Here is a 25,637-nt window from a genome sequence, read left to right as displayed (position 1 = left end):
TTTGTTGATTTCCGCTCCAGGCAGTCGCTTTCCGTAGCGGCTGTATAGCAGAGAACTATTCTGAATTAAATATATCGGGAATTTCTATCAACTACAACATTAAAAATGCAACAAAGTATACGAAAAGAGCCTTTCTTAAGACAACATTCTATTATCCTTACAAAAAGGAAGAGCTAACTGTCAAGTAAAGGAGTTTCCCCTAGACTTAACGTTAGCCCTTATCATTAACTATGGATTACAGCCTGTGTATCTTCAATTTTCTTGAGTGCACCTGGTTCTATTTCTTCAATTGCTTTTGCTGCAGTTTCCAATGCTAATTCGTATTCATACGATCTAAATAGACGTTCTGATTCAGCTAATTTAGCAGCTAATATCGGATATTTACTTCGATATCTATTGGCATATTGAATAACCTGTTCGGTTAAATAAGCTTGTTCAAGCATAAGATCAGTTTGTTGTACGGTTGAATCTAATGCTTCTCTCGATGCCAATAATGCTTCCTGAACTGCAACCATATCTAATGGTGTTTTCTCTAAGGCTGCAATAACCTGACTATTTTTATTTGTCGTCGTTTCAATACTATTCCAAATAAAATTTGGGACTCCAGGGATATTGCTTTTCTTCAGTTTTCTATTTAGATTGTAAAGCTGACTGCGCATTTCTGCAAGTTTATCTCTTGCATCTAATTCGTCTTTTCGAAGATTTTTAATCGTTTCTTTAAATTCATCAAGGTTCTTATCCAGTTCTTCTAATTTTATATATCCTGCTTCCAACTGTTCCCGAAGCTCAGAATGTCCAACATCTTTATTAGTCATTTCAGCAGTAATATCATTTAATGTATCTTCCAAAACGGATATGGACTTTTCAAGTTTTAAGTATTTTTCCATATCACTATCTTCAAAGTAATACGCCTTTTTCAGTTCTTCTACATCTGATTGCGTCAGACGGAATTTTTCACTCATATTTTCAAGTGAGTGTTGGAAACTTGGTACTTTTGATTCCAAATAGTTTTTAGCAACAGCTTCTTTCTCCAACAAATGATACATTTCATTAATTCGTTCTTCTACTTCATCGAGGAATTGTTTCGTTTCCATTGTTTCCCCTTTTTCAAGTTGTTGCATTAAATCCAACAGCTTACCCTGATATGTATGAATTTCTTTTTCAAATCCTAAGTGTTCAACTCGAAAACCTTGTTCCTTCATTTCTTTTATACCAGCTGCTAGGTTAGACAACTGTGTTGGAATGTCATGTTTACACTTTTTAAAGAGTGACGGAAACTTCTCAATTAAATCTTCCAATTCTTCTTTATCATGTTTAATTTTAATAACTAGTTCTCTTGCTTCAAAATAGTTTCCATTTTCTACTAATTCGTGATAGTTTACAAATGCCTCTTCTAAATGATCAATCTCAACATCAAAATGTAATTCAGCTTTCCCATACTGATATCGATTTTTAGAAAGTTTCTTTCTTAATTCCTTAATACCAGGTTCCAATTCTTCTACTTCTTTCCTGCTCATCTCTTCTGATTCAAGAAGTTCATCAAGCCCGACTAACATTTCTTCTATGTCTTTTTCAATCGATTCAAGAATATTCTCTGTATTTGCTAAAACTTTTTTCGCTTTGGAAACACGGAAACGGTCTGCTGCTTCCTCTGCGTCAAATAAATGTTCTTCTATATCTGGTAGTTCTTTTGTTACTATTTGTTCCCAGCGTTCCTTCCAGGTTTCAAAACGATCCTGAGTTTCACCAGATAGATTCAAATTTTTAATTTTGCTAAGCTGAGCAGCTATATTTCTGCTCATGATATCTAACTTCCAATTTTCCAATCGATCAACCGTATCATAAATTCTTTTTCTAAGAAGAAGTCCAATAATCAATAATACAATAACAAACAAAATAATTCCGATGATGTATGCCATAAAAAGCCTCCCAACCAATTTCAACAAGAGGATACTCTATAAGTGTAAGTTACATTTTTCCACGCTAAATGTAAAATTAGAAAATTATATAACTATGATACCATGGAATTGTCATTTATGGCTAAAATTATACAAATAAATTCAATATTCGTCATGCTTTTTTAACGCGTGTTTTAAAAAGTATACAATCAGCTAAATTTATAACTTCTAAATTTTGAACACCTGTACTAGTGGATATGTAACATTTTGGCATTGAAAGCTCCTGTACCAGATATTGTATGAAAGGTACAGGAGAGTTGAAACAGGAACAACGATTCAATTGAATTGGAGATGTCCGTTACATAATCGTTGTATCCTCTAGAATTATTTGATTTAGCTCTCAATATGCTACTTTTTTGTCTAACTCCAGACCATCAAAAACGGCAAAATCTATCCAATCTTTTATAACCTTTACATACTTTTTCACAAAAATTTGATGAGAGTATTCCCCAACCACTTGGTTTTTCCAATCGTTATGCAAAATATATGGTGTAACCAACATACCTTTTAACTGCATTAGCAAATATTGTTTATACTCATTTTTCACTTGAGAACCAACCGCATCAAAAAATGTTTTTCGAATATAAAAATTTTCTTTTGCCAAATAGGTTACCGTCATTTCACGTACAAATACAGAATCCAATGAGAGTTCACGTTGGATAAAACAAGTTAATTGAAAGTTATTTTGTTTATACTGTATAATTGTTGAAATTAACGCCTGCAACTTTTCAATTGGAGTTAACAATTCCGATTGTCTCAATGTACTTTCAATGGATTTTAAATAATCTTCATAATAATTGGTCACGGCATACTCCAGAAGCCCTTGTTTGCTATTAAAATAATAGCTGATGGATGCTACATTAACAGATGCCTGGTCAGCAATATCCCGTACAGAAGTTCCGTGAAATCCTTTTTGAAAAAACAATGCAGATGCAGCATTAATGACTTTTTGTTTGGAAGGACTATTCTTCATTTCGATCAACTCCTTACTAGAAGATTACGACATTTCAAGGTTAATTCCTTCAATTTTTTCTCGACAAATAACGTGTGAGTTGTCGAATTTTAAGATACATGTCAATTTGTTCGACAATTTACTCGCAAACCAAAGAAAGGAAGAAGCAAATGTTTGATACGAGCATATATTCAGGAAGCAAAATAAAGGATTACGAACTCACGTTAAAACAGCTAGAAGCACTAATTGAAGATGAAAAAGATGCTATAGCCAACTTATCAAATGCTTCAGCATTATTAAATCAATTTTTACAAGATATTAATTGGATTGGCTTTTATTTATGGAAAGAGGAAGAACTAGTACTTGGACCTTTTCAAGGTTTACCTGCCTGTGTACGTATCGGGTATGGAAAAGGTGTTTGTGGTACAGCAATAAAAGAAAGAAGAACGCAAAGAATTGCTGATGTACATGCCTTTCCAGGTCATATTGCCTGTGATAGTGCTAGCAATTCAGAAATTGTTATTCCTATAATCACTAACAATGAAATCTACGGGGTGCTAGATATTGACAGTCCATTAAAGAACCGTTTTGATGAAACAGATCAAGAATATCTAGAGAAATTTGTGGAAGTTTTAAAGAACTATTTATAATATCTAGTTTTATAAGAAAAATGGATCATACCAAAACCTAAAAACTAGCAGGTCAGTCATACCCGCTAGTTTTTTACTACACAATTTTTCCCTTTATTTTTAGCTTTATATAGCGCTTTATCAGTTTGGATAAATAAATTAATGATTGAGTGCTTCTCTCCCCTTACCCAAGATGAAATACCGCAAGACATGGTAATATGTGGTTCTGTTACAGCTGCAACTTCATTTCTGATTAAATCAGCAATTTTTTCGCTTTCTTCTAATGTTCGATTTGGCAAGTATATAGCTAATTCCTCACCACCCCATCTTGCCGGAACATCATTACTTCCGCTATAAAATAACAAAACTTCTGCTACCTGTTTAATTACCTCGTCCCCAACATGGTGGCCATATTTATCATTAATTTTTTTGAAATCATCAATATCAAATAAAAGAAGCACTCCCATTTCTCCTTGGTTCATATCTTCCCTTATTTTGCTTTCTAGATAATTTCTAGAATAGAGTCCAGTTAAATAATCGGTAATTACAGATCTATGTAATTCGTCTTTTAAATAAGCATTGGATAGAGCAAGTGTTGCGTGCTGGATGAGCGTTTCAATTAATTTAAAACTCTCAAATGAAAAGGAATATTCATCATTCTGTAAGATTATAGTGAAACCATGACGATAAGATGAATGATTGATAGGAATAGCCATCACAGAATTAAAAGGTAGTGCTTCATCTGAATACTTTCCACTAAATAGCGATTCTCTATTAGTACTTAGTTGTAAATAAATTTGTTTTGCAAATCTCTTCCCTTCCACCGTTTTAAAAAACATTGTACTTTGATCGATTAACTTTAATTCTCTTGAATCTTCGGTTAAAACAAATCCAATCTCTGCTGGTTGACATATATGAATGATTTCTTCTCGTAACAATTTTATGATTTCCAGTACCTCTAGATTGGCATTTAACTTTTGTGCAAAATCATTTATTAAGGAAAGAGAGTTTACCTGATGCATGGAATTTTCATATAGTGTTGCTCTTTCTAATGCGGTACCAGCAAGTTGAGAAAATTGCTTGACAAATTCTTTCTGTTTTTTAGTAAAATGAATAACCTTATCTGTAACAATTTGTAAGACACCATAGATTCCCTGTTTACCAGTTAGCGGGGCGTACAAATAAACTTTTTGCTCCTTTGGCATGACTGCAAGTTGACATTCACCAGTAATAAATGTTTTCGTGCTAAGGTTACTGGTGCTATTACATTCAATGGTCTTCACAGGCAGGTAAGAAAATTCCTCATTATCTTGTGATAATAGTAAAGTACAAGTAAAATTCGGGTACAATATATTTAAATCTTGAATAATTTGGGTTAAAATTCTTGACTTATTAGTTTCAGAAAAGAGTTTTGTACTTAAATCTAACAAAAACTTATGGTTATTATTATTTGTTCTTTCTTCGTGTATACGAGTTATATTCCCTAAAAATTTTTCCGTTTCTTCTATTATATATAGTTCCTCAGAAATAAGAATTTCCGTTGCAATAACTAGCATTGCACTACAGGTGTTATGAAAATGTAATGGATACACTTTTAAATGATGCCCGTATGGAAATTGATGAAATATTAAGTTTTTGTTATGATTACCTTTCTTAGAGATTATTTTCTCAGGTAAGAAGCTATCGTTTATAGATGCATATGAACTCAAGTGATAATCTTGATCATATTCGTTATGTATATATAATGCAACTAGATTAGCATTATATTTGTCTTTTATCTGTTTTGTCATTTTACCAAGTATGTATTCAGGATCAGAGGGAAAATTCACAAACTCTGCTAACAAACGAAAATATATTTGTTCTATATTTATTTTAAACTCAACCATTGTCATCACCTATCTGTGATCATAGTTTTTTTGCTAAGAGACACGTATACATATACAGATTATTTCTCCATTGGACATAACCTGTTGTTGCTAAGGGGTTCATACGCCTTGTTATATCTTTAATTATACCGTATGTAGTTCTATTTTCCTATGCGTAAATGAAAAGTTACAATTTTTATTGACATACACCTATAAAAATTATATACTTGTTTTTGTGTAAAATAATAGGTAGCCTATTGTGTTCTGACGCTTGCTCCCATTTTGTTCCTCTCAAGGCCCTAGCCTAGAGGTGTATCGTGTAACTCTCTGCTGCCAGAGCGATGGTACATGAAAACAAAATGGACAACGTAAGGGACACGCTCGTTTTATTTTATGCAAATAAAACAAATAAAGGAGGACATATTATATGTCTCGTTATACTGGATCGGTATGGAAGAAATCCCGCCGTCTTGGAATTTCATTAACTGGAACTGGTAAGGAATTGGATAAACGTCCTTACGCTCCTGGTCAACACGGACCAAACCAACGCAAAAAAATCTCAGAATACGGCTTGCAAATGCAAGAAAAGCAAAAACTACGCTTTATGTACGGATTAAACGAACGTCAATTCCGTAACCTATTCGACAAAGCTGGTAAAATGAAAGGTATTCATGGTGAAAACTTCATGATTTTACTTGAATCACGCCTTGATAACCTAGTTTACCGTCTTGGCCTTGCTCGTACTCGCAGACAAGCACGTCAGCTAGTAAACCACGGTCATATCACTGTTGATGGAAGTCGTGTTGATATCCCATCATACGCTGTTAAACCAGGTCAAGTTATTGGTTTACGTGAGAGATCTCAAAAACTTGATATTGTTAAAGAAGCGATTGAAGTAAGTACATTCGTACCTGAGTATTTAACTTTCGATGCTGATAAGTTAGAAGGTACTTACTCTCGTTACCCTGAGCGTTCTGAACTTCCAGCTGAAATTAACGAAGCGCTTATCGTTGAGTTCTACTCTCGTTAATAGCTTCATTAAAACCCCCTTAATCTTTAGATTAAGGGGGTTTTGCTTTTCCCATTCTATTATGCGCTCTTGTACCCCATTATTCTAATTGAATTTTTTTATAGCAACATGGTCCTACACCTTTATGATTTCATACTTCTACTCTAATAAATAAACTTTGGAGTCACAAAAAAGTTCCTAGTAAATAATTTCACTAGGAACTTTTCTAAAACATTTATTGAAAATCAATCAAAAAGTACTTCTTCTTACCACGACGGATAATAGTAAACCTATCCTCTATACGATCATCAGCACCTATCGTGTAATTAATTTCTTGCTCTCTTTCTCCGTTTATATAGATAGCTCCATTTTTGATATCTTCTCTTGCTTGTCTTTTAGAAGATGAGATTTTTGCATTTACTAGTAAATCTACCAATCCAATTTCTTCTTTAGCTGTCTCATAGGTTGGTACATCTTTAAAACCTTGCCCAATATCGCTTCCTGATAATTGTTTAAGTGATCCACTAAACAACGCTCGAGAAATCTTCTGTGCTTGTTCTAGCGCCTGTTCATCATGAACCATTTTGGTCATCTCTTCAGCTAATCGTTTTTGAGCGGTACGATTTTCCGGTCGTTTTTCTACTTCTTCTTCTAATTCAGCAATTTCATTTTCATCTAAAAATGTAAAGTATTTGATGAATTTGATAACGTCACGATCATCAGTATTTATCCAGAATTGATAAAACTCGTATGGAGTCGTTTTTTCAGGATCTAACCAGATAGCCCCACCAGCTGTTTTACCAAATTTTGTACCATCTGCTTTAGTAATCAATGGAACAGTCAAACCATAAACTTTGATATCTTCATCCTGATTTTCTCTGGAACGGCGAATGAGTTCCATACCTGCTGTAATGTTTCCCCACTGATCACTTCCGCCAATTTGTAATGTGCAATCTTCCTCTTCATATAGTTTCATGAAATCTAGAGATTGCAATATCATGTAACTAAACTCTGTAAAAGAAATACCATTTTCTATTCGGGCAGATACCGACTCTTTTGCCAGCATATAATTAATACCAAAATGTTTTCCTGCATCCCTTAGAAAATCAATAACCGTCATTTGTCCTAACCATTCATAATTGTTTCTTACTACAACAGAGTTTTCATTTTCTTCTACTTCCAGAATCTTGTTAAACTGTCGTCTAAGTGCTTCACTATACCCTTTTACAACCTCAGTCGTATTTAATGATCTTTCCGTAGAACGACCACTCGGGTCACCAATCATCCCTGTTCCCCCACCAACTAAAGCAATTGGTTTGTGTCCAGCCTTTTGAAATCGTTTTAGCATGATAAGTGGCACTAAATGTCCAATGTGTAAGCTGTCTGCTGTCGGATCAAATCCACAATACAATGTAACTTGATTGTTCCTTAAATGATTTTTCAAACCTTCTTCATCTGTAGTCTGCTGAATTAGTCCACGTTTTTCCAGGTCCTGTATAATATCCACTTTATTCACTCTCCATCTATAAACTAATCTTAATCGCTTTGTTAACTTTATTCTTTTCAGTGATTGATTCTAAACGGCAAATAAAAAAACCCATCCCTAATAAAAAAGGGACGAGTTTAATCACGCGGTACCACCCTTGTTGCATATACTATGCCACTTGGGATTTGTTAACGATGTCTCCACCGTTCCAATTGAGTAATAGATACCAATAGGAAATAGCTCCAGAATGTAATTCATCCGCAAATATATACTAGTTTTCACCAGCCACTAGCTCTCTAAGATAGGGAATTGCAAGACTACTTCGTTCCTTCGTTGCCGTTCACTGTTTCAAATAGTTATTATTTATTGTTACCACATTTATATCATAAATGCAACTAATTTGAAATAAACATACCCCTAAAAACATACTTATGCTATAATTATAGATGAATTTTGGGGGGTTTTCAAATGAAACTAAAACAAATGTTCCACCGTTTCAACGAGAGAACAAAGAGTTTTTGGAATACGTTTCGTAATTATACATTTACACAAAAAGCAACTTCCATCTGGAAATCGGGAAAAATGCAATCATCATCACGGATTACATACGATGTGGTTTGGAATGTTATATTATTTTTCCTAATGATTGGATTTGTTGCTGCTTTCTTTATTGGCGGATTAGGAGCTGGCTATTTTGCCTCGCTTGTCGATGATGAAGAGATACGAAGCTATGCAGATATGGAAAAAGATATCTACAATTATGAGGAAACGTCGAAATTATATTTTGCTGATAATATATATATTGGTGACGTAAATGCAGAATTATATCGTGAAGAAACATCACTTGATGAGATTTCCCCAACATTAATCCAAGCTGTAGTGGCAACGGAGGATGAGTACTTTGAAGAGCATAAAGGTATTGTACCCAAAGCCGTATTTCGTGCGCTTTTTCAAGAAGTAACGGGGGCTAGCACCCAGAGCGGTGGTAGTACATTAACACAGCAATTGATTAAAAACCAGATTCTAACTAACGAAGTCTCATTTGAGCGTAAAGCAAAAGAGATGTTACTGGCGATGCGTTTAGAACGTTTCTTTGAAAAAGACGAAATCTTAGAGGCCTACTTAAATATTGTGCCATATGGTCGTAATTCATCTGGTGGAAATATTGCTGGAATTCAAACAGCAGCACAAGGAATCTTTGGTATAAATGCTGACGAAGTGAATTTAGCTCAAGCAGCATATCTGGCCGGATTGCCACAAAGTCCATCCTATTATACACCTTTTAAGAATACAGGTGGCAAGAAATCCGAAGAAGGATTAGAGCCTGGCCTTAAACGTATGCAGACCGTATTAAATCGAATGCTAGATATGGAATACATTACAGAAGAAGAGTATGAAGAAGCGTTAAACTATGACATTGTAGCAGATTTTATTGATAAAAAGGAATCACCACACGAAGAGTACCCACTCTTAACTACAGAAATTCAAGAACGAGCTAAAAAAATTCTAATTAAAACCCTAGCAGATGAAGATGGTTATACATTAGAAGATTTGACAGAAGATGAAGACTTAAAAGCTAAATATAGTTCACTAGCTCAACAAGCTTTACAATCAAATGGTTTTAAAATTCATTCTACCATAGATAAAGAAATCTATGATGCCTTCCAGGAAGTAGCAAAAAACTATGAGTACTATGGTCATGATACAGAAACTGTTGTTGAATTTCCTGATGGTGATCAATTACTGAAACAGTATGTCCAAGCCGGTGGTATACTAATCGAAAATAGCACTGGAAGAGTGATTAGCTTTTTAGGTAGCCGTAAATACAGTGAGGAAGACCAACTAAACTATGCAACCAATGCGAAAAGACAGATTGGTAGTACTTCCAAACCATTGGTCGTATATGCGCCTGCAATGGAATTAGGAGAAGTGCAACCAGGTTCACCACTACCTGACTTTAATATTACTATTCCAAACCCAGGAGGCAAACCATGGTCACCAAAAAACTATGGCGGTGGAACACATGGATTAGTTTCTGCTCGACAGGCATTAGCAAGTTCTTATAATATACCGGCAGCAGTAACTTATATGAAAATTATTAACCAAGATCCAGCACAATATCTGGAAAAAATGGGAATAACTTCATTAAGCGAAGGAGATCATCACCAGCCATCACTTGCTCTCGGTGCATCAGACTTTGGAATCACAGTGGAAGAAACTGTAAATGCCTACTCCACTTTTGGTAATAATGGTAAATTTGCAGATGCTTATTGGATTGAAAAAATAACTACTGCAGATGGTGAAGTGGTATATGAACATGAACCTGAACCTGTGGAAGTATTTTCACCACAAACAACCTATTTAACTGTCGATATGATGCGAGATGTTATATCAAGAGGAACAGCAGGCTACCTCAATTCACAATTAAAACATCGTGGCATAGATTGGGCAGGAAAGACTGGTACTTCTCAAGAATATGGAGATGCTTGGTTCATTGCAACAAATCCAAATGTCACATTTGGAACTTGGATGGGTTATGAATACCAGGATTCCATTTATGCTCATTATAAAGGATTGAGCTACAGTCAACGGAATATTAAACTTTGGGCTGAACTGATTAACAAAGCTACTGACATTAAACCTGAACTACTCGCACCTTCAGAAAACTTTAAAACACCAGATGCTATTGTTTCACGAAGCTATTGCAGTACTTCCGGTTTATTACCTTCTGATTTATGTAAAGAAGCAGGATTAATCAAATCAGATATTTTTAACGCGAAATTCGTTCCAACTAAAGAAGACGACAGTTTGATTGATGGAGATCAAGTCATTATTGATGGAAAGCCAGTACCGGCTGGTTCTGAAACACCTGATGAATTTACTATGGGTGATGGACTAATGTTTAATCCTGATTGGTTGAAGCGTAATAATTATGATAATGTTGCAATGCTATACCCAAGATCTGAAGCTGATAAATGGCAAAGAATTGGAGCACCTAATGGCTCAGTAGGATCCATATCTATTGAAAATGATGGTAAAGCCCCAGGTGCTCCAGGCTCGGCTAAGAAAACAGGTGGAAATTTAACTTGGGATAAACCTAGTACGAAAGACGTTGTCGGATATCGTGTATATCGTGCAGCAGAGCCTGGTGGAGATTTTAAGCTAGTTGGAAATACAACAGATACAACATTCCCTGTTGGGGATAGTCACGCAATCTATTACGTTAAAGCAGTCGATTATTTCGGTTTAGAATCGACTGCTTCAAATGAAGTGATAATTGGACAAGCGTCTGAATCCGACTCTGAGAAAAAAGATGAAGAAAAAACGGAAGAAACAAATGCAAATCAAAACGAAGAACAAAGAAATCAGGACAACAAGGACCAAAAAAAAGATAAAGACGATAGCAACAAAGATAACTCAAATAACGAAAAAAAGAACGATAAGAAGGATAAACAAAATAGAGATAAGGAAAATGAGGATTAAAGAAGGGAGCACTCTCCCTTCTTTTTTCGTGCTATTGAAAGTATAATAGGGTAAATTTATTAGCAATACAACTTATAAACGTTCCATATAAAAATAATTTGTCAAAATTTCTTAAATAACTAAAAAAAAATCCCGTTATCCTGTATACTAGTTGTTATAAGGAAAAAATCCTATTTCACCCAAAATGGATACGCTTTCCTTTTTCAAGAATACCCAATTAACAGGTGGTGAATACATGGAACACATCAAGACATATTATGCAAAACACCTTGAAACATCCAAAGGAACTATAATAATAGAAGGTCCACTTCCATCAACTGAATTAAAAAAATATAATTTCCATGAACAATTAACCGCATTTCGGCCTGCCCACAAACAGTTTGAAGCACTTTTAAGTATCGCTGACTTTCCAGAAGGAAGAATAATTGTTGCAAGAACGGAAGATACCATCATCGGCTATGTCACCTACCTTCACCCGGATCCTCTTGAAAGATGGTCTGAGTTCAACATGGAAGAGCTAATAGAATTAGGGGCCATTGAAATTATCCCAGCTTATCGCGGAGAGAAGGTTGCCTCAAATCTTATCCAATTATCCATGATGGATGAATTTATGGAGAACTACATTATTATTTCAACTGAGTATTATTGGCACTGGGATTTAGATGAAACTAATCTAAGTATTTGGAATTACCGAAAAGTAATGGAAAAAATGATGGCATCTGGTGGTCTACATCCTGCTCCAACGGATGATCCAGAAATTATATCACACCCTGCAAACTGTTTAATGGTTCGTATTGGGAAAAATGTCTCCGTTGAATCGATAAACCGATTTGATCAATTACGATTCTTAACGAGACATAAAAATCGTTCAATGAGGGAGGGTATATAAATGTTAGTAGAAGAAATTATGAAAACGGAAGTCATTACATTACCACCTACCGCAACTATTGCAGAGGCACTACAGCTGCTACAAGATAATAAAATTAGACACATTCCTATTGTTAATGATGATTATCACGTTATTGGTATTGTTTCTGACCGTGATGTTAGAGATGCGAGTCCATCCATACTTTTAGATGTCTCTGATAATCAAGAGTTAGAAAACGAGATTCAGACGATAATGAGCAGCCCAGTCATTACTATTCATCCATTAGATTTTGTGGAAGAAATTGCTCGTGTTTTCTATGATAAAGAGATTGCTAGTCTACCAGTTGTAAGCAACAATAAACTGGTTGGAATTGTTACGGAAAAAGATATGCTATATACTCTTATTCAGCTTACAGGAACACATGTACAAAGTTCACTAATTGAAGTAAAAGTTCCTGATGTTCCTGGTAATATACCTAAGGTCACAGAGATATTTGGTAAACGCAAGGTAAATATCGCCTCTGTCTTAGTGTACCCATATAAAAAAGATCCGAAATTCAAAATACTAGTATTCCGTATTCAAACAATGAACCCAAATCCTATCATTCAAGATTTGCGTGAAGCTGGCTATCAATTAATGTGGCCAAATAATATACCGGAGCCAAAAGTATGATGAAGAACGCAGCCTTTATTTTTTCAGATGAATTCTTGCGTTATCACTTTCACGAAGAGCATCCATTTAACCAAAAACGGATTCAGTTGACGAAGGAGTTGTTGGAGCATACTCAAGCACTGAATAGTGAAGATATTGTTCCTCCAAGAATGGCAACAGATGAGGAACTTTCGCTTTTTCATGATGTAGCTTATGTAGATGCAGTTAAAAGGGCAAGTAATGGTAAACTACAGGAAGATGAAGGAGCAGAGTACGGCCTTGGGACAGAAGACACTCCCATTTTCGAAGGAATGCACGAGGCTTCCAGCTTATTGGTTGGTGGATCTTTAACTGCAGTTGATGAAGTCTTAAACGGTCGTGCCAATCATGCCTTAAATTTAGGTGGCGGGCTGCATCACGGATTCAAACGAAAAGCGTCTGGATTTTGTATTTATAATGATGGTGCAATTGCCATTAAATACATTAGAGAACATTATAATCTACGAGTATTATATGTAGATACAGATGCACACCATGGGGATGGAGTACAGTGGGCGTTTTATGATGATCCAAATGTCTGTACCTTTTCCATCCACGAAACGGGCAGATACCTTTTCCCTGGTACAGGTAATGTAAATGAACGAGGAATAAAAAAGGGCCATGGCTATTCATTTAATTTACCAATAGATGCGTTTACTCAGGATGATTCATTCCTAGAAACCTATGAATCTGCCCTTCGCAGTATAACTCATTTTTTTAAACCGGATATAATTGTGACACAAAACGGAGCAGATGCGCACACTTTCGATCCACTCACCCATCTTTGCAGCAGTATGAAGATCTATGAGCGAATTCCAGAATTAGCACATGAATTAGCACACGAGTACTGCGATGGAAGATGGATAGCAACAGGTGGCGGTGGATACGACATATGGCGAGTCGTTCCTCGGGCATGGGCACAGATATGGAATATAATGAAATCGGATACAATTGCAACAGGTATCCTTCCAAGAACCTGGCTTGAAAAATGGCAACCAAAATCTCCAATAAAACTTCCACAACATTGGCATGACACCAAAGATGCATTTCCAAATATTCCTAGAAAAGCAGAAATCGAAGAGAAGAACAAAAAACTATTAACTCATTTACTTAAATATACAAGGGTACAAAGTCAATAAGATTGTCTCATGCAATATTAGAATAGGTGACAGTGAAGCTGGACATAGACATTCATGTATGTTATTTACATTCTTGCCTATGTTTATAATTTCCTACAACCGAAAAAAAAGGAGCTGAAATCATTCAGCTCCTTTTGACATTTCTAATATAACAATCTCAACTCTTCTGTTTTCTCGCCAGTTTCCCTCTGAATCATTCGGCGCAACAGGTTTCGTTTCCCCATAGCCAACAGATATAAATCTACTATCATCTATTTGGAATTGATTCACCAAATATCGTATGACACTACTTGCCCTTGCCCCTGAAAGTTCCCAGTTTGATGGATACCTGTAGCTCTTAATAGGACGAGAATCTGTATGCCCCTCCACTCGAACATTATTTGGTACATCTTCCAGAAAGACTCCTATTTTATCTAAAAATGACTCAGCAGATTCTAAAATATACGCTTCCCCAGTTTCAAATAAAATACTTTCCTGCAGAACAAGTACAACACCTTCTTCTGAGCGATTAGCTGTAATGACACCATTTAAATTATTCTCATCTAAGAAAGATTCCACTTCTTCTACTAAACTATTTAAAGAATCAGCTTCCGTTTCTGTAGTGTTCCCTTTATCGTCCAGTTCATTATCTAAAGGCTTCTTAAATTCATCTGACAGTTCGTCCTCTTTATCATGGACCGAATGATCAGTTGGATTATCCATAGGTACAGCCGATGGAAAAAAATCAAAAATCATCCGATTTTGAAACGATTCTGAAACAGCTTCAAACCGTTCTTGGTCAATCTGTGACATAGAGAATAGTAACACAAAAAAAACTAAAATAAGTGTTACCATATCTGAATATGTAACCATCCATTTTGGAGCTCCGCGATTCTTCGTCTTCATCCCTTTTCTACGCTTCATTTACGGTTTCTCCCAAGTAATCAGACACTTCTTCTCCATTGGTTGGATTGTCTATCGTACCTTTTGGAAGAAAAGCATTTAATTTTTCTTCCAAGATCCTAGGATTTTGTCCAGACTGTACTCCAAGTATTCCTTCTATGATAATTTGTCTAATAAATCCTTCTTCTTCTGTCTTCCCCTCTAGTTTATTAGCCAATGGTATAAATACCAAATTGGCTAAGACCGTGCCATATAGTGTAGTTAACAAGGCAACCGCCATACTAGGACCAAGTGTTGCGGGATCTGATAAATGATTTAACATCATTACAAGCCCAATTAATGTACCAATCATTCCCCATGAGGGTGCATATTCCCCTGCTTTTTCAAACAATGCTCGACCTTTTGCATGCCTGTCTTCCATGGCTATAATTTCTGCTTCTAAAATATCTTTAATTACTTCCGGTTCTACACCGTCAACAACAAGCAATATCCCTTTTCTGATAAAAGGATCATCCATTTCTTCTAGGTCATTCTCCAAAGCAAGAATTCCTTCTCTTCTTGCACGTTCCGATAATCGGACAAAGAGAGCAATCAATTCAGGCAATGGCATATTATTTTGATAAGAAGCAGCTTTAAGAACCTTCCCTATTAACTTAATTTGATTCATTTTAAACGTTACAAGCATGGATGCTACTAGCCCACCAAGGACAATAAAAACCCCTGCAATATCTAAAAATGATGATACACCATCCGATCTACCTTTAGAGAGGATGGCAAGCGAAATCATGATAAAACCCAGTGTAATGCCGATAGGAGTTAATAAATCTCGTTTACTCATATGCACAATCTCCTCAAAATCTTTAATGATAAAATGGATGTTATCAGAGATGAAACAGCCATTTATATCTATATCGGCATTATTTATCCAAAGTTGAATTTCTTAACTCAATTCGATGTGGTAGAATAACATTTTTTTCTGTTACCTCTTCTTTATTCATATACTTCGTTAATAGACGCATTGCTACTGCACCAATATCATACATTGGTTGTACAACAGTTGATAGTGTCGGACGAACCATTGTAGCAAGTCGTGTATTATCAAAACCAAATACTTCCACATCATCGGGAACATTGTAACCCATATCCTGCGCCCCATGAATAACTCCTAATGCCATTTCATCAGAAGCTACAAAAATCGCATTTGGTTTATTCGATAGCTTCTCTAATTGTTTTACTGCTTCTATTCCGGATTCATATGAATAATCGCCTTGTACAATATATTCTTCATTAACGGTTAAACCAGCTTCTTCAAATGCACGCTTATATCCATTATATTTATGTTGATTGATACTTGTATCATCTGAACCATTTACAAATGCCGGTTGTGTCTTACCTTTATCAATAAAATATTTAGTGGCCTCATATGCTGCTTGTTCATAATCAATATTAACTGAAGCCATTTCATTCGTATCATCATATGTAGCAGCTAGGATAATTGGAACATTTGAAGTTTTAAATTGCTGCAGATGCTCTTCTGAAATTGTTCCACCCATAAAAAGGATTCCATCCACTTGTTTTTCTAACATAGTATTTATCAGACCTAACTCTTTATCTTTGTTTTGATCTGAATTACTTAGTATTACGTTATATTTATACATTGTTGCAATATCTTCTATTCCGCGCGCTAACTCAGAGAAGAAAACACTAGAGATATCTGGAATTATTGCTCCCACGGTAGTAGTTTTCTTGCTTGCAAGTCCTCTAGCTACAGCATTAGGACGATAGCCTAAACGTTCAATTGTCGCTAATACTTTTTTACGTGTGGTTGGTTTCACATTTGGATTGCCATTCACCACTCGTGATACCGTAGCCATAGATACATTTGCTTCCCTTGCTACATCATATATTGTTATAGTCATTATTTTGTTACCTCCTAATTCCTAAATCCACTACTATTGTATATATCATACTCTAACATGAAAAAAAACACAAAAAATTTATCAATGTAAGCTTATGTAGCTTATATTCTACAGCAAATCCTTAAACTATGTTAACTATTTAACATCTTTTCTAAAAAATTTTTTGACAAGCTTTTTCACACTCTAAAGACTACCCAATATATAATCGTATAACAATTGCAGAAAAATCAAGAAAAGGCTAACCACGAAGATTAGCCTTTTTTATTCATTCGAATAGATGGTTTATCATTATGCTTTAAGACGTGATTCTAAATTTGTTAATTCCTCATAGAAATTATCGAATGTTGGAATATCCATTTGTTGCGCTGAATCAGATAATGCAACGGATGGATCTGGATGCACTTCTGCCATTATTCCATCTGCTCCAATTGCTAGTGCAGCCTTTGCAGTTGGAAGTAATAAATCACGACGACCAGTCGAATGAGTTACATCAACCATAACAGGTAAGTGTGTTTCTTGTTTTAAAATTGGAACTGCAGAAATATCTAATGTATTTCTTGTTGCTGTTTCGTATGTGCGGATACCGCGTTCACATAGAATAATATTTCCATTTCCTCGAGAATTAATATATTCTGCCGCATTAATAAATTCAGCAATTGTGGCAGATAAACCACGTTTTAATAATACAGGTTTGCCAAGATCTCCGGCTGCTTTTAATAATTCAAAGTTTTGCATGTTTCTTGCACCAATTTGAACAACATCGATATAATCGTTTGCTTGTTCTAAATCTGTTGGTGTAACAATTTCACTAATTACAGCTAAATCATATTCATCCGCAATTCGTTTAAGAATTTGCAAGCCTTCCAGACCAAGTCCTTGGAAGTCATAAGGTGATGTTCTTGGCTTGAATGCACCACCACGGAGCAATTTGAGACCTTTTGATTTAACTGTTTCAGCAACTTGCGCAACTTGATCATAACTTTCTACAGCACAAGGACCAAATACATGGTTCGTATTGCCATTTCCGATTTTCACACCTTTTATATCTATAACTGTATTTTCAGGTTTCTTCTTACGGGAAACTAGTAATGCTTTTCGATGATCATCTTCTTGTAACTCTAAACCAGCTTTAAAAATCTCTTTGAAGATATGTTCAATGGTCGAGTTTTCAAATGGTCCTGTATTTTTTGAGGTAATCAAATCTAGCATTTCCCGTTCTCTTACAGGATCAAATTCTTTTTTAATACTTTGTCTTGTTTTAACCTGACCTATGTCTTTAACTAATGCTGCTCGTCGATTAATTAATTCTAGGATTTCTAAATTTACATCATCTAATTGATTTCTTAACTGTTCAAATTCTTTTGTCATTTTATGCGCCCCCAGAAGAAATAGTTTAAATTTTAATAATTAGTGACAATTATAGCTAAATTTCTTTCATTTGTCACCATTAGATTCATATATTTATAGATTTTTTTATTTATTATTTCATTTTAGACTATTTGTAAGTGATAAATTAGTACTCGTAAGTATGCAGGATTAAATTAACAAGACCAATCATATAGGTAAGGTGGTAGATTTTGACATAATGATGATTTCTGCATTTACCCGCTCCGCTAATTTATAACTTCTTAGCATGTTTGGTAAGCTTAAGATGGCTGATTGGAATGGAGGGCAGTCGACTCCAACGGGGAAGGCACGTTGACGAAAGACTACGAATTCAAGTTATCAGTAATATCTAACATCATGACATCTATAAAAGCAACAAAATATTGAAAAGGGCCAAAATAAAAAACTGCAGTTTATATTATAAACTGCAGTTTTCGAAACGATTTTATTTTTCCACTTTCTCCAATTCAGGTTCTGCATCAGAAGTTTCTACTTCTGTTGCATCTACTTCAGTATCTAATACTTCTTCATCTTCGCTTGAAGTATTTTTAAACTTATCTGACAGTTTTTTTGTTAGGTCCTGTGTTTTTTTCGACAACTGGGAAGTCGTATCCATTGCACGCTGTTTAATCTCAGTACTTGTAGTAAAGGCCTTATTCTTCCAATCAGAACCTTTTTCTTGCGCAATATCTTTCCAGTCCCCTGCACGGTCTTTCACTTGTAATGCGCCTTGATTGATGTCACCGCGCAGCTCTCTACCGGATTTGGGTGCGAACATTAAGGCAACTGAAGCCCCAACAATTGTTCCAACTAATGTTCCTATGACAAAATCCTTTGTGTTAATGTTGTTCTCTTCACTCATTTACATTACCCCCTATTTATTTTTTGCATTTTTCCTAGTATTAATAAAGTCGACAACTGCTGCTCCCCATTTAACAGCTTGTGCAGCCTTTTCCTGGTCTACTTTTGAAGCTGTTTGGATACTATTGGAGATATTTTTAAGAGATTGATTAAAATCTTTTAATGAATCACCAATCCCCTTTGCCCCTTCAAACAGAGAATCCAATTTCGTTGTTTTCTGATCCATGTCATCAGCTAGTTTGTTGGTTTTATGAAGCAATTGGGTAGTTTCAGTTGTAACCCCTTGCATCTGCTTTTCAAGCCCTTGCAGCGTTTCAGAAACGTCACTTAATGTCTGTCTTGTTGCTTTTAATGCAACAACCACATATATCACTAAAATTACAAAAGCGACAGCGGCGATGAACGCAGCAATGTACAGTAAGAATTCCATATGGTTGTTTCAGCTCCTTTAGTATGTAAATTAGTACATTTCTTAAGAGAATAGACAAATACTTTATTAGGATGTCCAATATAATGCTTTTTGAACATTGTTACTACCTATTAATAATTTTAAACCATTTTATCATTAATAATTCCCTAATCACAAAAACCTAAACCTATGTAAAAAATGCTACTAAATAGCATAATTCTAGTATATATCTTTCTAATAACAATTTCGACATTAAGGTCTGAATTCCTGCTTATTATTAAAAAAGTTATTTCTTTCTTCCATCATTTTTTGCGAGACTCTTTCTGGCAGGACGCTTGAGCTGGACGGGGCCATATGTATATTATCCAGATCTTGTCAATTTTTATAATTTCCTGGACCAAAATAAAAAAGCCTGAAACATTTCAGACTTCTTCGTGAAAAATTAGCTTTATTGCTGTATTGTGTTGCTTAATCTACTTTCATACGCAAGCTGGAATTTTTGGATATCTCCAGCTCCCATGAAGATTAAAACACTGTCTTGATATTTAGCAAGTACTTCTGTATGTTCTAGTTCCAATATCTCACTTTGGCCAATTAGCTTTTGCAAGTCATGAATAGTTAGTTTTCCTGATTCTTCTCTAGCAGAGCCAAAAATATCACATAAGTAAATATAATCAGCGCCACTGAGACTATCGGCAAACTCTTGCAAAAAAGTCTTCGTTCTAGTGAAAGTATGCGGTTGGAAAATAGCTACTATCTCTTTACTTGGATATTTTTTTCTAGCCGATTCGATAGTAGCCATAATTTCCTTAGGGTGATGTGCATAGTCATCAATTAATATTTGAGTACCAGCCGTTTTTTCAGTGAATCTACGTTTTACGCCTTTAAATGTGGAAAGATTTTTTATATCTTCTGCTTTAACATCTTCATAATGACAAATTGCAATGACAGACAAAGCATTTAATATATTATGATCCCCATACATAGGAATGGTAAATGTTTCATAATAGGTATTTCTCACAAAAACATCAAATGTGGTTCCTTCCTCAGTCTCCATTACATTCTGTGCTTGAAAATCATTTGTATCACCGAAACCATAATAGACTACAGGAACCTTTGCTTGTATTTGCTGCAGTTGTTCATCATCACCACAAGCGATAATTCCTTTTTTTACACGATCTGCCATCGATTGAAATGCATTGAATACATCCTCGATGCTTGTAAAATAGTCTGGATGATCAAAATCAATATTGGTCATGATCGCATAATCCGGCTCGTAGCTTAAAAAGTGGCGTCGATATTCACAAGCTTCGAAAACAAAATATTCACTATCGACATGGCCTCCTCCAGTTCCATCTCCAATTAGATAGGAAATCGGATAAGCCTGTTTTAAAACATGTGCTAACAACCCAGTAGTAGAGGTTTTCCCGTGCGCACCCGTTACTGCTATACTTGTAAATTGTTTTAACCATTCACCCAAAAATTCATGATAACGATAAAACGTACATCCTAATCGCTTGGCTTCTTTTATTTCTATATGATCATCTTTAAACGCATTACCCGCAATGATTGTATAGTCTTCTTTTACATTGTCTTCAGAGAATGGGAAAATAGGAATATTTTTCTGTTCCAATGCTTCTTGAGTAAAAAATTTCTTCTCTACATCAGATCCTTGTACTTTTTCCCCTGAATCACTAAGAATTTGTGCTAAAGCACTCATTCCCGTACCCTTTATACCAATAAAATGGTAAGTTGTCATAAAACGAACCTCCATCATGTTCATCAAATAGTTCATCCCGAAAAATGTTCGCAATCCTGATTAATTATAACAAAAAATAAGGTAGAATGAAATATAATTTTTTGGAGTACTTCTTACTTTTTCCGCTTCTATATAATTTATTCATTTATATTAAAATATTCCACTCTTTCCAGACGAGGATTTGGTCTATAGCGACGCCCTTCCTTTGCCTCTGGTTCTCCATTTAATAAGACATTGTCTCCAGTAAACCCTATCCTAAGGTTAAGAAGGCTTCTTCCTACACCATACATATCTACTGGAACACCTTTTGATTCAAATTTGCGTATACGTTCTTCCGTAAAACCACCAGTAACCATGATTTTAACATGTTCGAATCCTTCTTCGTCCAGTGCCTTTCTTAAAGCGAATATCAGTTCAGGATTTACACCTCTAGGATCAAATGAACCCATTAAATGATGATTTCTTAAAAAGTACTTGTCAACTAATGTTCTTGACGTGTCCAATCTCACGGAGGCTAGTGTATCTCCAAATTCTCTAGCAACTTTTAATGAATCTGTTATGACATCATTGTTATAGTCAACAAGCGCAGCTAACTCATCTCCTGGATAAATTTCATGATATGCCTTTGTTGCTGCAACTACGTCCCCACGAAACATTTGAATTAGCGCATGTGGCATGGTACCCATTCCTTCTTTCCCCCACCACTCATTCATAGCATGGGTTGCTTGCGCTGTTGATCCACCAATATATGCAGCATACCCGTCTCCAGCTTGGGTAGTATAATGGTCATCTCGGTCACCCATAAAGATAACTGGTTTTTGTTTACCAGAAGATTTTGCGGCTTTTACCACATTGTATACATTCGTTGCAACGGATGTTCTTCTTGCAAGGATCCCATCAATAATTCCTTCTAAATAACCGAAATCCTGGTATGCGCCTGAAACGGTTAATACGGTCTCAAACGGTTCAATCTTATCTCCATCTTTTAATGAATGAATCTCTAATTTTTCTGGATTATCAGCAAAAGTGTGGAGCAGAGCAATCGCTTCATCCGTACCACATAATACTGCATTTTCTTTTTGAAAAAATTGCATCGTTACATGATTATTTGGAACTTTTTCTTCTACAATTTTTTTGGTTTTTAAAAAATAAACTGCAGAAAACCATCCCTCTTTAATACGTTCATCGAATTTAAAGGTATTATTAGTGAGTCGTTTAATTTCTCCATTCAGTTTTAAGGTAATTTCTTTCATCATAGTTACTCCTTTTTCGCAGGTTAGAAGGCAGGCCACCAAATACCAAGTACTTGGCTTCGGAGTTTCCTACTTTCATTAAGATGTATTCTAAAGAAGATTGTGTGAAATATTACACGATTTATCTTTTTTAATATAGTAACATAAATATTATAATTCTTCCTGTTTTTGAGTAATTAATACATCCCGTGGTTTACTGCCATTTTGCCCAGAAATGATTCCTCTATATTCAAGTGTATCAATTAGGCGGGCTGCCCTGTTATATCCTATTTTAAAACGTCGTTGAATCATTGAAGTGCTTGCACTATTTTGATTGAGCACAAAATCTATTACTTCTTGTAATAACTCATCTTCTTCTTCATCAACATGAACTTGTTCTAGTAGTTCATCTTGTTCAAATAAATAATTTGGTTCCGCAATACTTCTTGCATAGTTCGTAACTCTTTCTATTTCTTCGTCTGAAACAAATGGTCCTTGTAGACGAATGCTTTTACTTGCACCATTCTCCACAAATAACATATCACCTTTACCTAACAATTTCTCAGCACCACTTACATCAATAATCGTACGTGAGTCAACTTGTGAAGAGACACTAAAGGCAATTCTTGTTGGAATATTTGCCTTAATTAATCCTGTAATAACATCAACAGATGGTCGTTGCGTCGCTAGAATTAAATGAATTCCACAAGCTCTTGCTTTTTGTGCAATACGACTAATAGAATCTTCTACATCTTGTGGTGAGGTCATCATTAAGTCTGCTAACTCATCGATTACAATAACGATAAATGGCATTTTCTCTTCCATCCGACCTTGTTGTTTCATTTTCTTATTATAGCCCTCAATATTTCGGACTCCTTCATGAACAAACTTACCATAACGGTCTTCCATTTCATTGACTGCCCACTTCAAACTCTGTGTAGCTGCTTTAACATCAGTGATTACTGGTGCAACCAAGTGTGGAATTCCATTATATGGTGCTAATTCAACCATTTTGGGATCAATGAGTAGAATTTTCACATCTTCATGACTTGCTTTATAGATTAAACTAATTAGCATCGTGTTAATACAAACACTTTTTCCTGACCCTGTTGCACCCGCAATGAGTCCATGGGGCATTTTCTGGATGTTTGTAATTTTAGGTTCCCCTTCGATACTTAATCCCAGTGCTATCGTTAGCGGTGATTCACTGTCTTTAAATTCTTCTGTTTCAAATATTTCCTGAAGCCCAACCATTTGCGCCTTTTGATTTGGTATTTCTATTCCAACGGTATTTTTCCCTGGAATAGGTGCTTCAATTCGAATATCTTCTGCCGCCATGTTCAATTTAAGGTCATCGCTTAGATTCTTAATTTTACTTACCTTTACTCCAAGTTCTGGGTGAACCTCAAACCTTGTTACTGAAGGGCCTTGTGTCGCTTTTACTACATTTGCACGGACATTAAAGTGTTTTAAGGTTTGTTCTAGCAAGCATTGTTGTTGTTCCACCCATATTTGATTGTCATTACTACTCGGGACCGGATCATTCAATAAGTGATAAGGGATATGCTTATCTGTTGTTTCTTCTTCCTTCCTTACTTCTGATGGTACAAATTTTTTAGATACCGGAGAAGCTTCCTCGAATAATTTAGGCTTGTCTTCTTTAACTTCATTCTGTTTATCTGGATGATTGTTATTTACTTGCTTATTTTTAGTTTCCAATTCTCTTTTCCGTAGATTACGTTTATCACTTGGTGTCATAATAACATTAAAAGGAAAAACATATGGTTTGTTTTCTTGCGTTGAACTACTTTCATTGTTATAGTCTGGATTTTGTTTCTTATTGACTACTTCTACTTCCTTTTCTTCTATATGTTCTTCTTTCGTAGGTTCTTCTATTGGTTCATACTTAGATGCTTCTATTTGTTCCATTGTGATTTCTTCTTGTATTGGCTCTTCTGGTTTTGATTTCTCTGTCGCTTCTTCCATTTCGTTCTCTTCCATACTTAACTCTTCAAATGGAACTCTAGATTCTGTATCTTCTTCTACTTGGTCAGGTTGATTTATTTTTTCTCCGGAAAAGCCTTCGCTATTTGCGTTATCCTCGTTATCCATATTCTGACCGTCTCCATGTTGTTGTATATCACCATACGAATCTAAGTGGTTAGCCTCTTTTTTAGTACTTTCTGGAGTTTCATCTTTTTTCTGTTGTTCTTCCATTTCAGTTTTCTTATCTGCATCCGTCTCTTCCGATAATTCCCATTCATTTTTCGTTTCTTTTTGTTCCGTCATGATTTCTTCTGTTCTTTTTATATTAGAATCATGAGATTGTACTGGATTTATTTTATATTTATTTACTGATTCTAAGTTTTCTTCTATGTCTAATTCCTGTTCAACGGTACTAGCCACTTGCTCAGAAAAGGCCGAAACTCCGTCTGTATGTATAGATTTTTGTTCATTGTTATCCTTAGAGTCCGATTTTTCCTTCTCTCGTTTATCCGCATTTCTAACAAATGCTGGAACATCCTGAATTTCTTTCTCTTGCTTATTAGGCTTACGGAAACCATATATAGGTGACGGAACTTCAGTAACCTCGAACGGTTTATCCGTCTTTTTATATATTTTGTTACTATTCAAGGTTGTTTGTTGTTTATTGTTTTTTGCTGTGTGGATGTTTTCTTTTTGTTGATTATTATTAGAAGAATCTCGCACATTTCTTTTGAGTTTATGATGAATATCTCTTGTAGGTGTATCGACTCTCTTTCTTTCATACACGGAGCTTCTATTGTTTTCTTTTACTCTTTTTTCTCGATTATCACGTTTGTCTTTTCTTTTTATAGGTTCATTTTCATCAGGAATCACTGGGAAACGAAACGATTTTGGTTTTGGATATTTATAAGACACCCTCGCCTGTATGTTCTGTTTTCCATGGTCTCGCTCTCTTGACACTGGTGCATCGATTGGAGTCGTTTCCTCTTCATTATCTGTAAATAATTCTTTTATTTTTTTCTTCCATTTTTCCCACATAAAACTCACTCTCATTTCTAATTCTTACAATTTTTGTATCTCCTATTGTAGCACGTTTTATCTTGTTTTAAAGATAATTTGCTAAT

Annotated in this window: 19 protein-coding genes and 1 other annotated feature; of the genes, 6 read left to right on the top strand and 13 right to left on the bottom strand. The window is 35.3% G+C overall.

Translation table 11 applies throughout. The features are described 5' to 3' along the window. Positions 1-224: 224 nt before the first annotated feature. Both ezrA and refZ read right to left on the bottom strand, forming a co-directional pair. Complete coding sequence (gene ezrA, locus D8M06_RS15730; RefSeq protein WP_121205557.1) at positions 225-1,919, bottom strand: septation ring formation regulator EzrA; 1,695 nt, start codon at positions 1,917-1,919, stop codon at positions 225-227. Positions 1,920-2,298: 379 nt separating this feature from the next. Further along, on the bottom strand, positions 2,299-2,931 hold the full coding sequence (gene refZ, locus D8M06_RS15725; RefSeq protein WP_121205556.1) for a forespore capture DNA-binding protein RefZ: 633 nt from the start codon (positions 2,929-2,931) through the stop codon (positions 2,299-2,301). Positions 2,932-3,080: 149 nt separating this feature from the next. Between refZ and D8M06_RS15720 the strand changes: the two genes are divergently transcribed. Beyond that, positions 3,081-3,560: a GAF domain-containing protein gene (locus tag D8M06_RS15720; RefSeq protein WP_121205555.1), complete on the top strand. Its 480-nt coding sequence runs from the start codon at positions 3,081-3,083 to the stop codon at positions 3,558-3,560. Positions 3,561-3,625: 65 nt separating this feature from the next. Here D8M06_RS15720 and D8M06_RS15715 read toward each other — a convergent pair whose 3' ends face one another. Further along, the gene (locus D8M06_RS15715) at positions 3,626-5,425 is read right to left on the bottom strand and encodes a sensor domain-containing diguanylate cyclase (RefSeq protein WP_158591803.1); all 1,800 of its coding nucleotides are present in this window, start codon (positions 5,423-5,425) and stop codon (positions 3,626-3,628) included. A gap of 406 nt (positions 5,426-5,831) precedes the next feature. Here D8M06_RS15715 and rpsD point away from each other — a divergent pair, with 406 nt between their 5' ends. After that, the gene (rpsD, locus tag D8M06_RS15710; RefSeq protein ID WP_121205553.1) at positions 5,832-6,434 is read left to right on the top strand and encodes a 30S ribosomal protein S4; all 603 of its coding nucleotides are present in this window, start codon (positions 5,832-5,834) and stop codon (positions 6,432-6,434) included. A gap of 214 nt (positions 6,435-6,648) precedes the next feature. On the opposite strand, the gene tyrS is transcribed toward rpsD, so the two are convergent. Next, entirely contained in the window at positions 6,649-7,920 is a 1,272-nt protein-coding gene (gene tyrS / locus D8M06_RS15705; protein ID WP_121205552.1) for a tyrosine--tRNA ligase, read from the bottom strand. A 103-nt stretch (positions 7,921-8,023) separates the two neighbouring features. Beyond that, positions 8,024-8,242 (bottom strand) — a binding site (T-box leader). A 125-nt stretch (positions 8,243-8,367) separates the two neighbouring features. Between tyrS and D8M06_RS15700 the strand changes: the two genes are divergently transcribed. The 4 genes from D8M06_RS15700 to D8M06_RS15685 all read left to right on the top strand — a co-directional run bounded on the left by D8M06_RS15700 (position 8,368) and on the right by D8M06_RS15685 (position 14,079). Then, complete coding sequence (locus D8M06_RS15700; RefSeq protein WP_121205551.1) at positions 8,368-11,382, top strand: transglycosylase domain-containing protein; 3,015 nt, start codon at positions 8,368-8,370, stop codon at positions 11,380-11,382. Between the two features lie 235 nt (positions 11,383-11,617). After that, complete coding sequence (locus tag D8M06_RS15695) at positions 11,618-12,271, top strand: GNAT family N-acetyltransferase (protein ID WP_121205550.1); 654 nt, start codon at positions 11,618-11,620, stop codon at positions 12,269-12,271. Then, the gene (locus D8M06_RS15690; RefSeq protein WP_121205549.1) at positions 12,272-12,922 is read left to right on the top strand and encodes an acetoin utilization AcuB family protein; all 651 of its coding nucleotides are present in this window, start codon (positions 12,272-12,274) and stop codon (positions 12,920-12,922) included. It abuts the gene before it with no gap. Continuing rightward, complete coding sequence (locus tag D8M06_RS15685) at positions 12,919-14,079, top strand: acetoin utilization protein AcuC (protein ID WP_121205548.1); 1,161 nt, start codon at positions 12,919-12,921, stop codon at positions 14,077-14,079. Before D8M06_RS15690 ends, D8M06_RS15685 begins: the two co-directional genes overlap by 4 nt. Positions 14,080-14,199: 120 nt before the next feature. On the opposite strand, the gene motS is transcribed toward D8M06_RS15685, so the two are convergent. The 9 genes from motS to D8M06_RS15640 form a co-directional block, all read right to left on the bottom strand. After that, positions 14,200-14,982: a flagellar motor protein MotS gene (gene motS, locus D8M06_RS15680; RefSeq protein ID WP_121205547.1), complete on the bottom strand. Its 783-nt coding sequence runs from the start codon at positions 14,980-14,982 to the stop codon at positions 14,200-14,202. Further along, positions 14,972-15,799 (bottom strand): flagellar motor protein MotP, encoded by an 828-nt coding sequence (gene motP / locus D8M06_RS15675; protein ID WP_121205546.1) that lies wholly within the window; start codon positions 15,797-15,799, stop codon positions 14,972-14,974. The genes motS and motP overlap by 11 nt, the downstream gene beginning before the upstream one ends. 79 nt (positions 15,800-15,878) lie before the next feature. Further along, positions 15,879-16,880 carry a catabolite control protein A gene (gene ccpA, locus D8M06_RS15670; RefSeq protein ID WP_121205545.1) on the bottom strand — a complete coding sequence of 334 codons (1,002 nt, stop codon included), beginning with the start codon at positions 16,878-16,880 and terminating at the stop codon, positions 15,879-15,881. 288 nt (positions 16,881-17,168) lie between these two features. Continuing rightward, the gene (locus D8M06_RS15665) at positions 17,169-18,248 is read right to left on the bottom strand and encodes a bifunctional 3-deoxy-7-phosphoheptulonate synthase/chorismate mutase (RefSeq protein ID WP_121205544.1); all 1,080 of its coding nucleotides are present in this window, start codon (positions 18,246-18,248) and stop codon (positions 17,169-17,171) included. A gap of 463 nt (positions 18,249-18,711) precedes the next feature. Further along, a complete protein-coding gene (locus D8M06_RS15660; protein ID WP_121205543.1) occupies positions 18,712-19,128 on the bottom strand; it encodes a YtxH domain-containing protein in 417 nt (138 codons plus the stop codon). A 12-nt stretch (positions 19,129-19,140) separates the two neighbouring features. After that, positions 19,141-19,557, bottom strand: a complete 417-nt coding sequence (locus D8M06_RS15655; RefSeq protein WP_121205542.1) for a DUF948 domain-containing protein — start codon at positions 19,555-19,557, stop codon at positions 19,141-19,143. A 427-nt stretch (positions 19,558-19,984) separates the two neighbouring features. Further along, a complete protein-coding gene (gene murC / locus D8M06_RS15650) occupies positions 19,985-21,295 on the bottom strand; it encodes a UDP-N-acetylmuramate--L-alanine ligase (RefSeq protein ID WP_121205541.1) in 1,311 nt (436 codons plus the stop codon). Between the two features lie 137 nt (positions 21,296-21,432). After that, entirely contained in the window at positions 21,433-22,548 is a 1,116-nt protein-coding gene (locus D8M06_RS15645; RefSeq protein WP_121205540.1) for a nicotinate phosphoribosyltransferase, read from the bottom strand. A gap of 150 nt (positions 22,549-22,698) precedes the next feature. Continuing rightward, positions 22,699-25,551: a DNA translocase FtsK gene (locus D8M06_RS15640; RefSeq protein ID WP_121205539.1), complete on the bottom strand. Its 2,853-nt coding sequence runs from the start codon at positions 25,549-25,551 to the stop codon at positions 22,699-22,701. Between the last annotated feature and the right edge of the window lie 86 nt (positions 25,552-25,637).

The organism is Oceanobacillus halophilus (assembly GCF_003628505.1).
Taxonomy (GTDB): Bacteria; Bacillota; Bacilli; order Bacillales; family Amphibacillaceae; genus Oceanobacillus; species Oceanobacillus halophilus.
This window is presented reverse-complemented; position numbering and strand designations above follow the sequence as displayed.

Excerpts from the sequence above, each read along its gene's own strand:
- motS (WP_121205547.1), bottom strand. The coding sequence starts at position 14,982 with ATGAAGCGTAGAAAAGGGATGAAGACGAAGAATCGCGGAGCTCCAAAA.
- D8M06_RS15655 (WP_121205542.1), bottom strand. The coding sequence starts at position 19,557 with ATGGAATTCTTACTGTACATTGCTGCGTTCATCGCCGCTGTCGCTTTT.
- motP (WP_121205546.1), bottom strand. The coding sequence starts at position 15,799 with ATGAGTAAACGAGATTTATTAACTCCTATCGGCATTACACTGGGTTTT.
- D8M06_RS15715 (WP_158591803.1), bottom strand. The coding sequence starts at position 5,425 with ATGGTTGAGTTTAAAATAAATATAGAACAAATATATTTTCGTTTGTTA.
- D8M06_RS15685 (WP_121205548.1), top strand. The coding sequence starts at position 12,919 with ATGATGAAGAACGCAGCCTTTATTTTTTCAGATGAATTCTTGCGTTAT.
- D8M06_RS15720 (WP_121205555.1), top strand. The coding sequence starts at position 3,081 with ATGTTTGATACGAGCATATATTCAGGAAGCAAAATAAAGGATTACGAA.
- refZ (WP_121205556.1), bottom strand. The coding sequence starts at position 2,931 with ATGAAGAATAGTCCTTCCAAACAAAAAGTCATTAATGCTGCATCTGCA.
- D8M06_RS15665 (WP_121205544.1), bottom strand. The coding sequence starts at position 18,248 with ATGACAAAAGAATTTGAACAGTTAAGAAATCAATTAGATGATGTAAAT.
- D8M06_RS15690 (WP_121205549.1), top strand. The coding sequence starts at position 12,272 with ATGTTAGTAGAAGAAATTATGAAAACGGAAGTCATTACATTACCACCT.
- ezrA (WP_121205557.1), bottom strand. The coding sequence starts at position 1,919 with ATGGCATACATCATCGGAATTATTTTGTTTGTTATTGTATTATTGATT.
- murC (WP_121205541.1), bottom strand. The coding sequence starts at position 21,295 with ATGACAACTTACCATTTTATTGGTATAAAGGGTACGGGAATGAGTGCT.
- D8M06_RS15645 (WP_121205540.1), bottom strand. The coding sequence starts at position 22,548 with ATGAAAGAAATTACCTTAAAACTGAATGGAGAAATTAAACGACTCACT.
- rpsD (WP_121205553.1), top strand. The coding sequence starts at position 5,832 with ATGTCTCGTTATACTGGATCGGTATGGAAGAAATCCCGCCGTCTTGGA.
- D8M06_RS15695 (WP_121205550.1), top strand. The coding sequence starts at position 11,618 with ATGGAACACATCAAGACATATTATGCAAAACACCTTGAAACATCCAAA.
- D8M06_RS15660 (WP_121205543.1), bottom strand. The coding sequence starts at position 19,128 with ATGAGTGAAGAGAACAACATTAACACAAAGGATTTTGTCATAGGAACA.
- D8M06_RS15700 (WP_121205551.1), top strand. The coding sequence starts at position 8,368 with ATGAAACTAAAACAAATGTTCCACCGTTTCAACGAGAGAACAAAGAGT.
- D8M06_RS15640 (WP_121205539.1), bottom strand. The coding sequence starts at position 25,551 with ATGTGGGAAAAATGGAAGAAAAAAATAAAAGAATTATTTACAGATAAT.
- ccpA (WP_121205545.1), bottom strand. The coding sequence starts at position 16,880 with ATGACTATAACAATATATGATGTAGCAAGGGAAGCAAATGTATCTATG.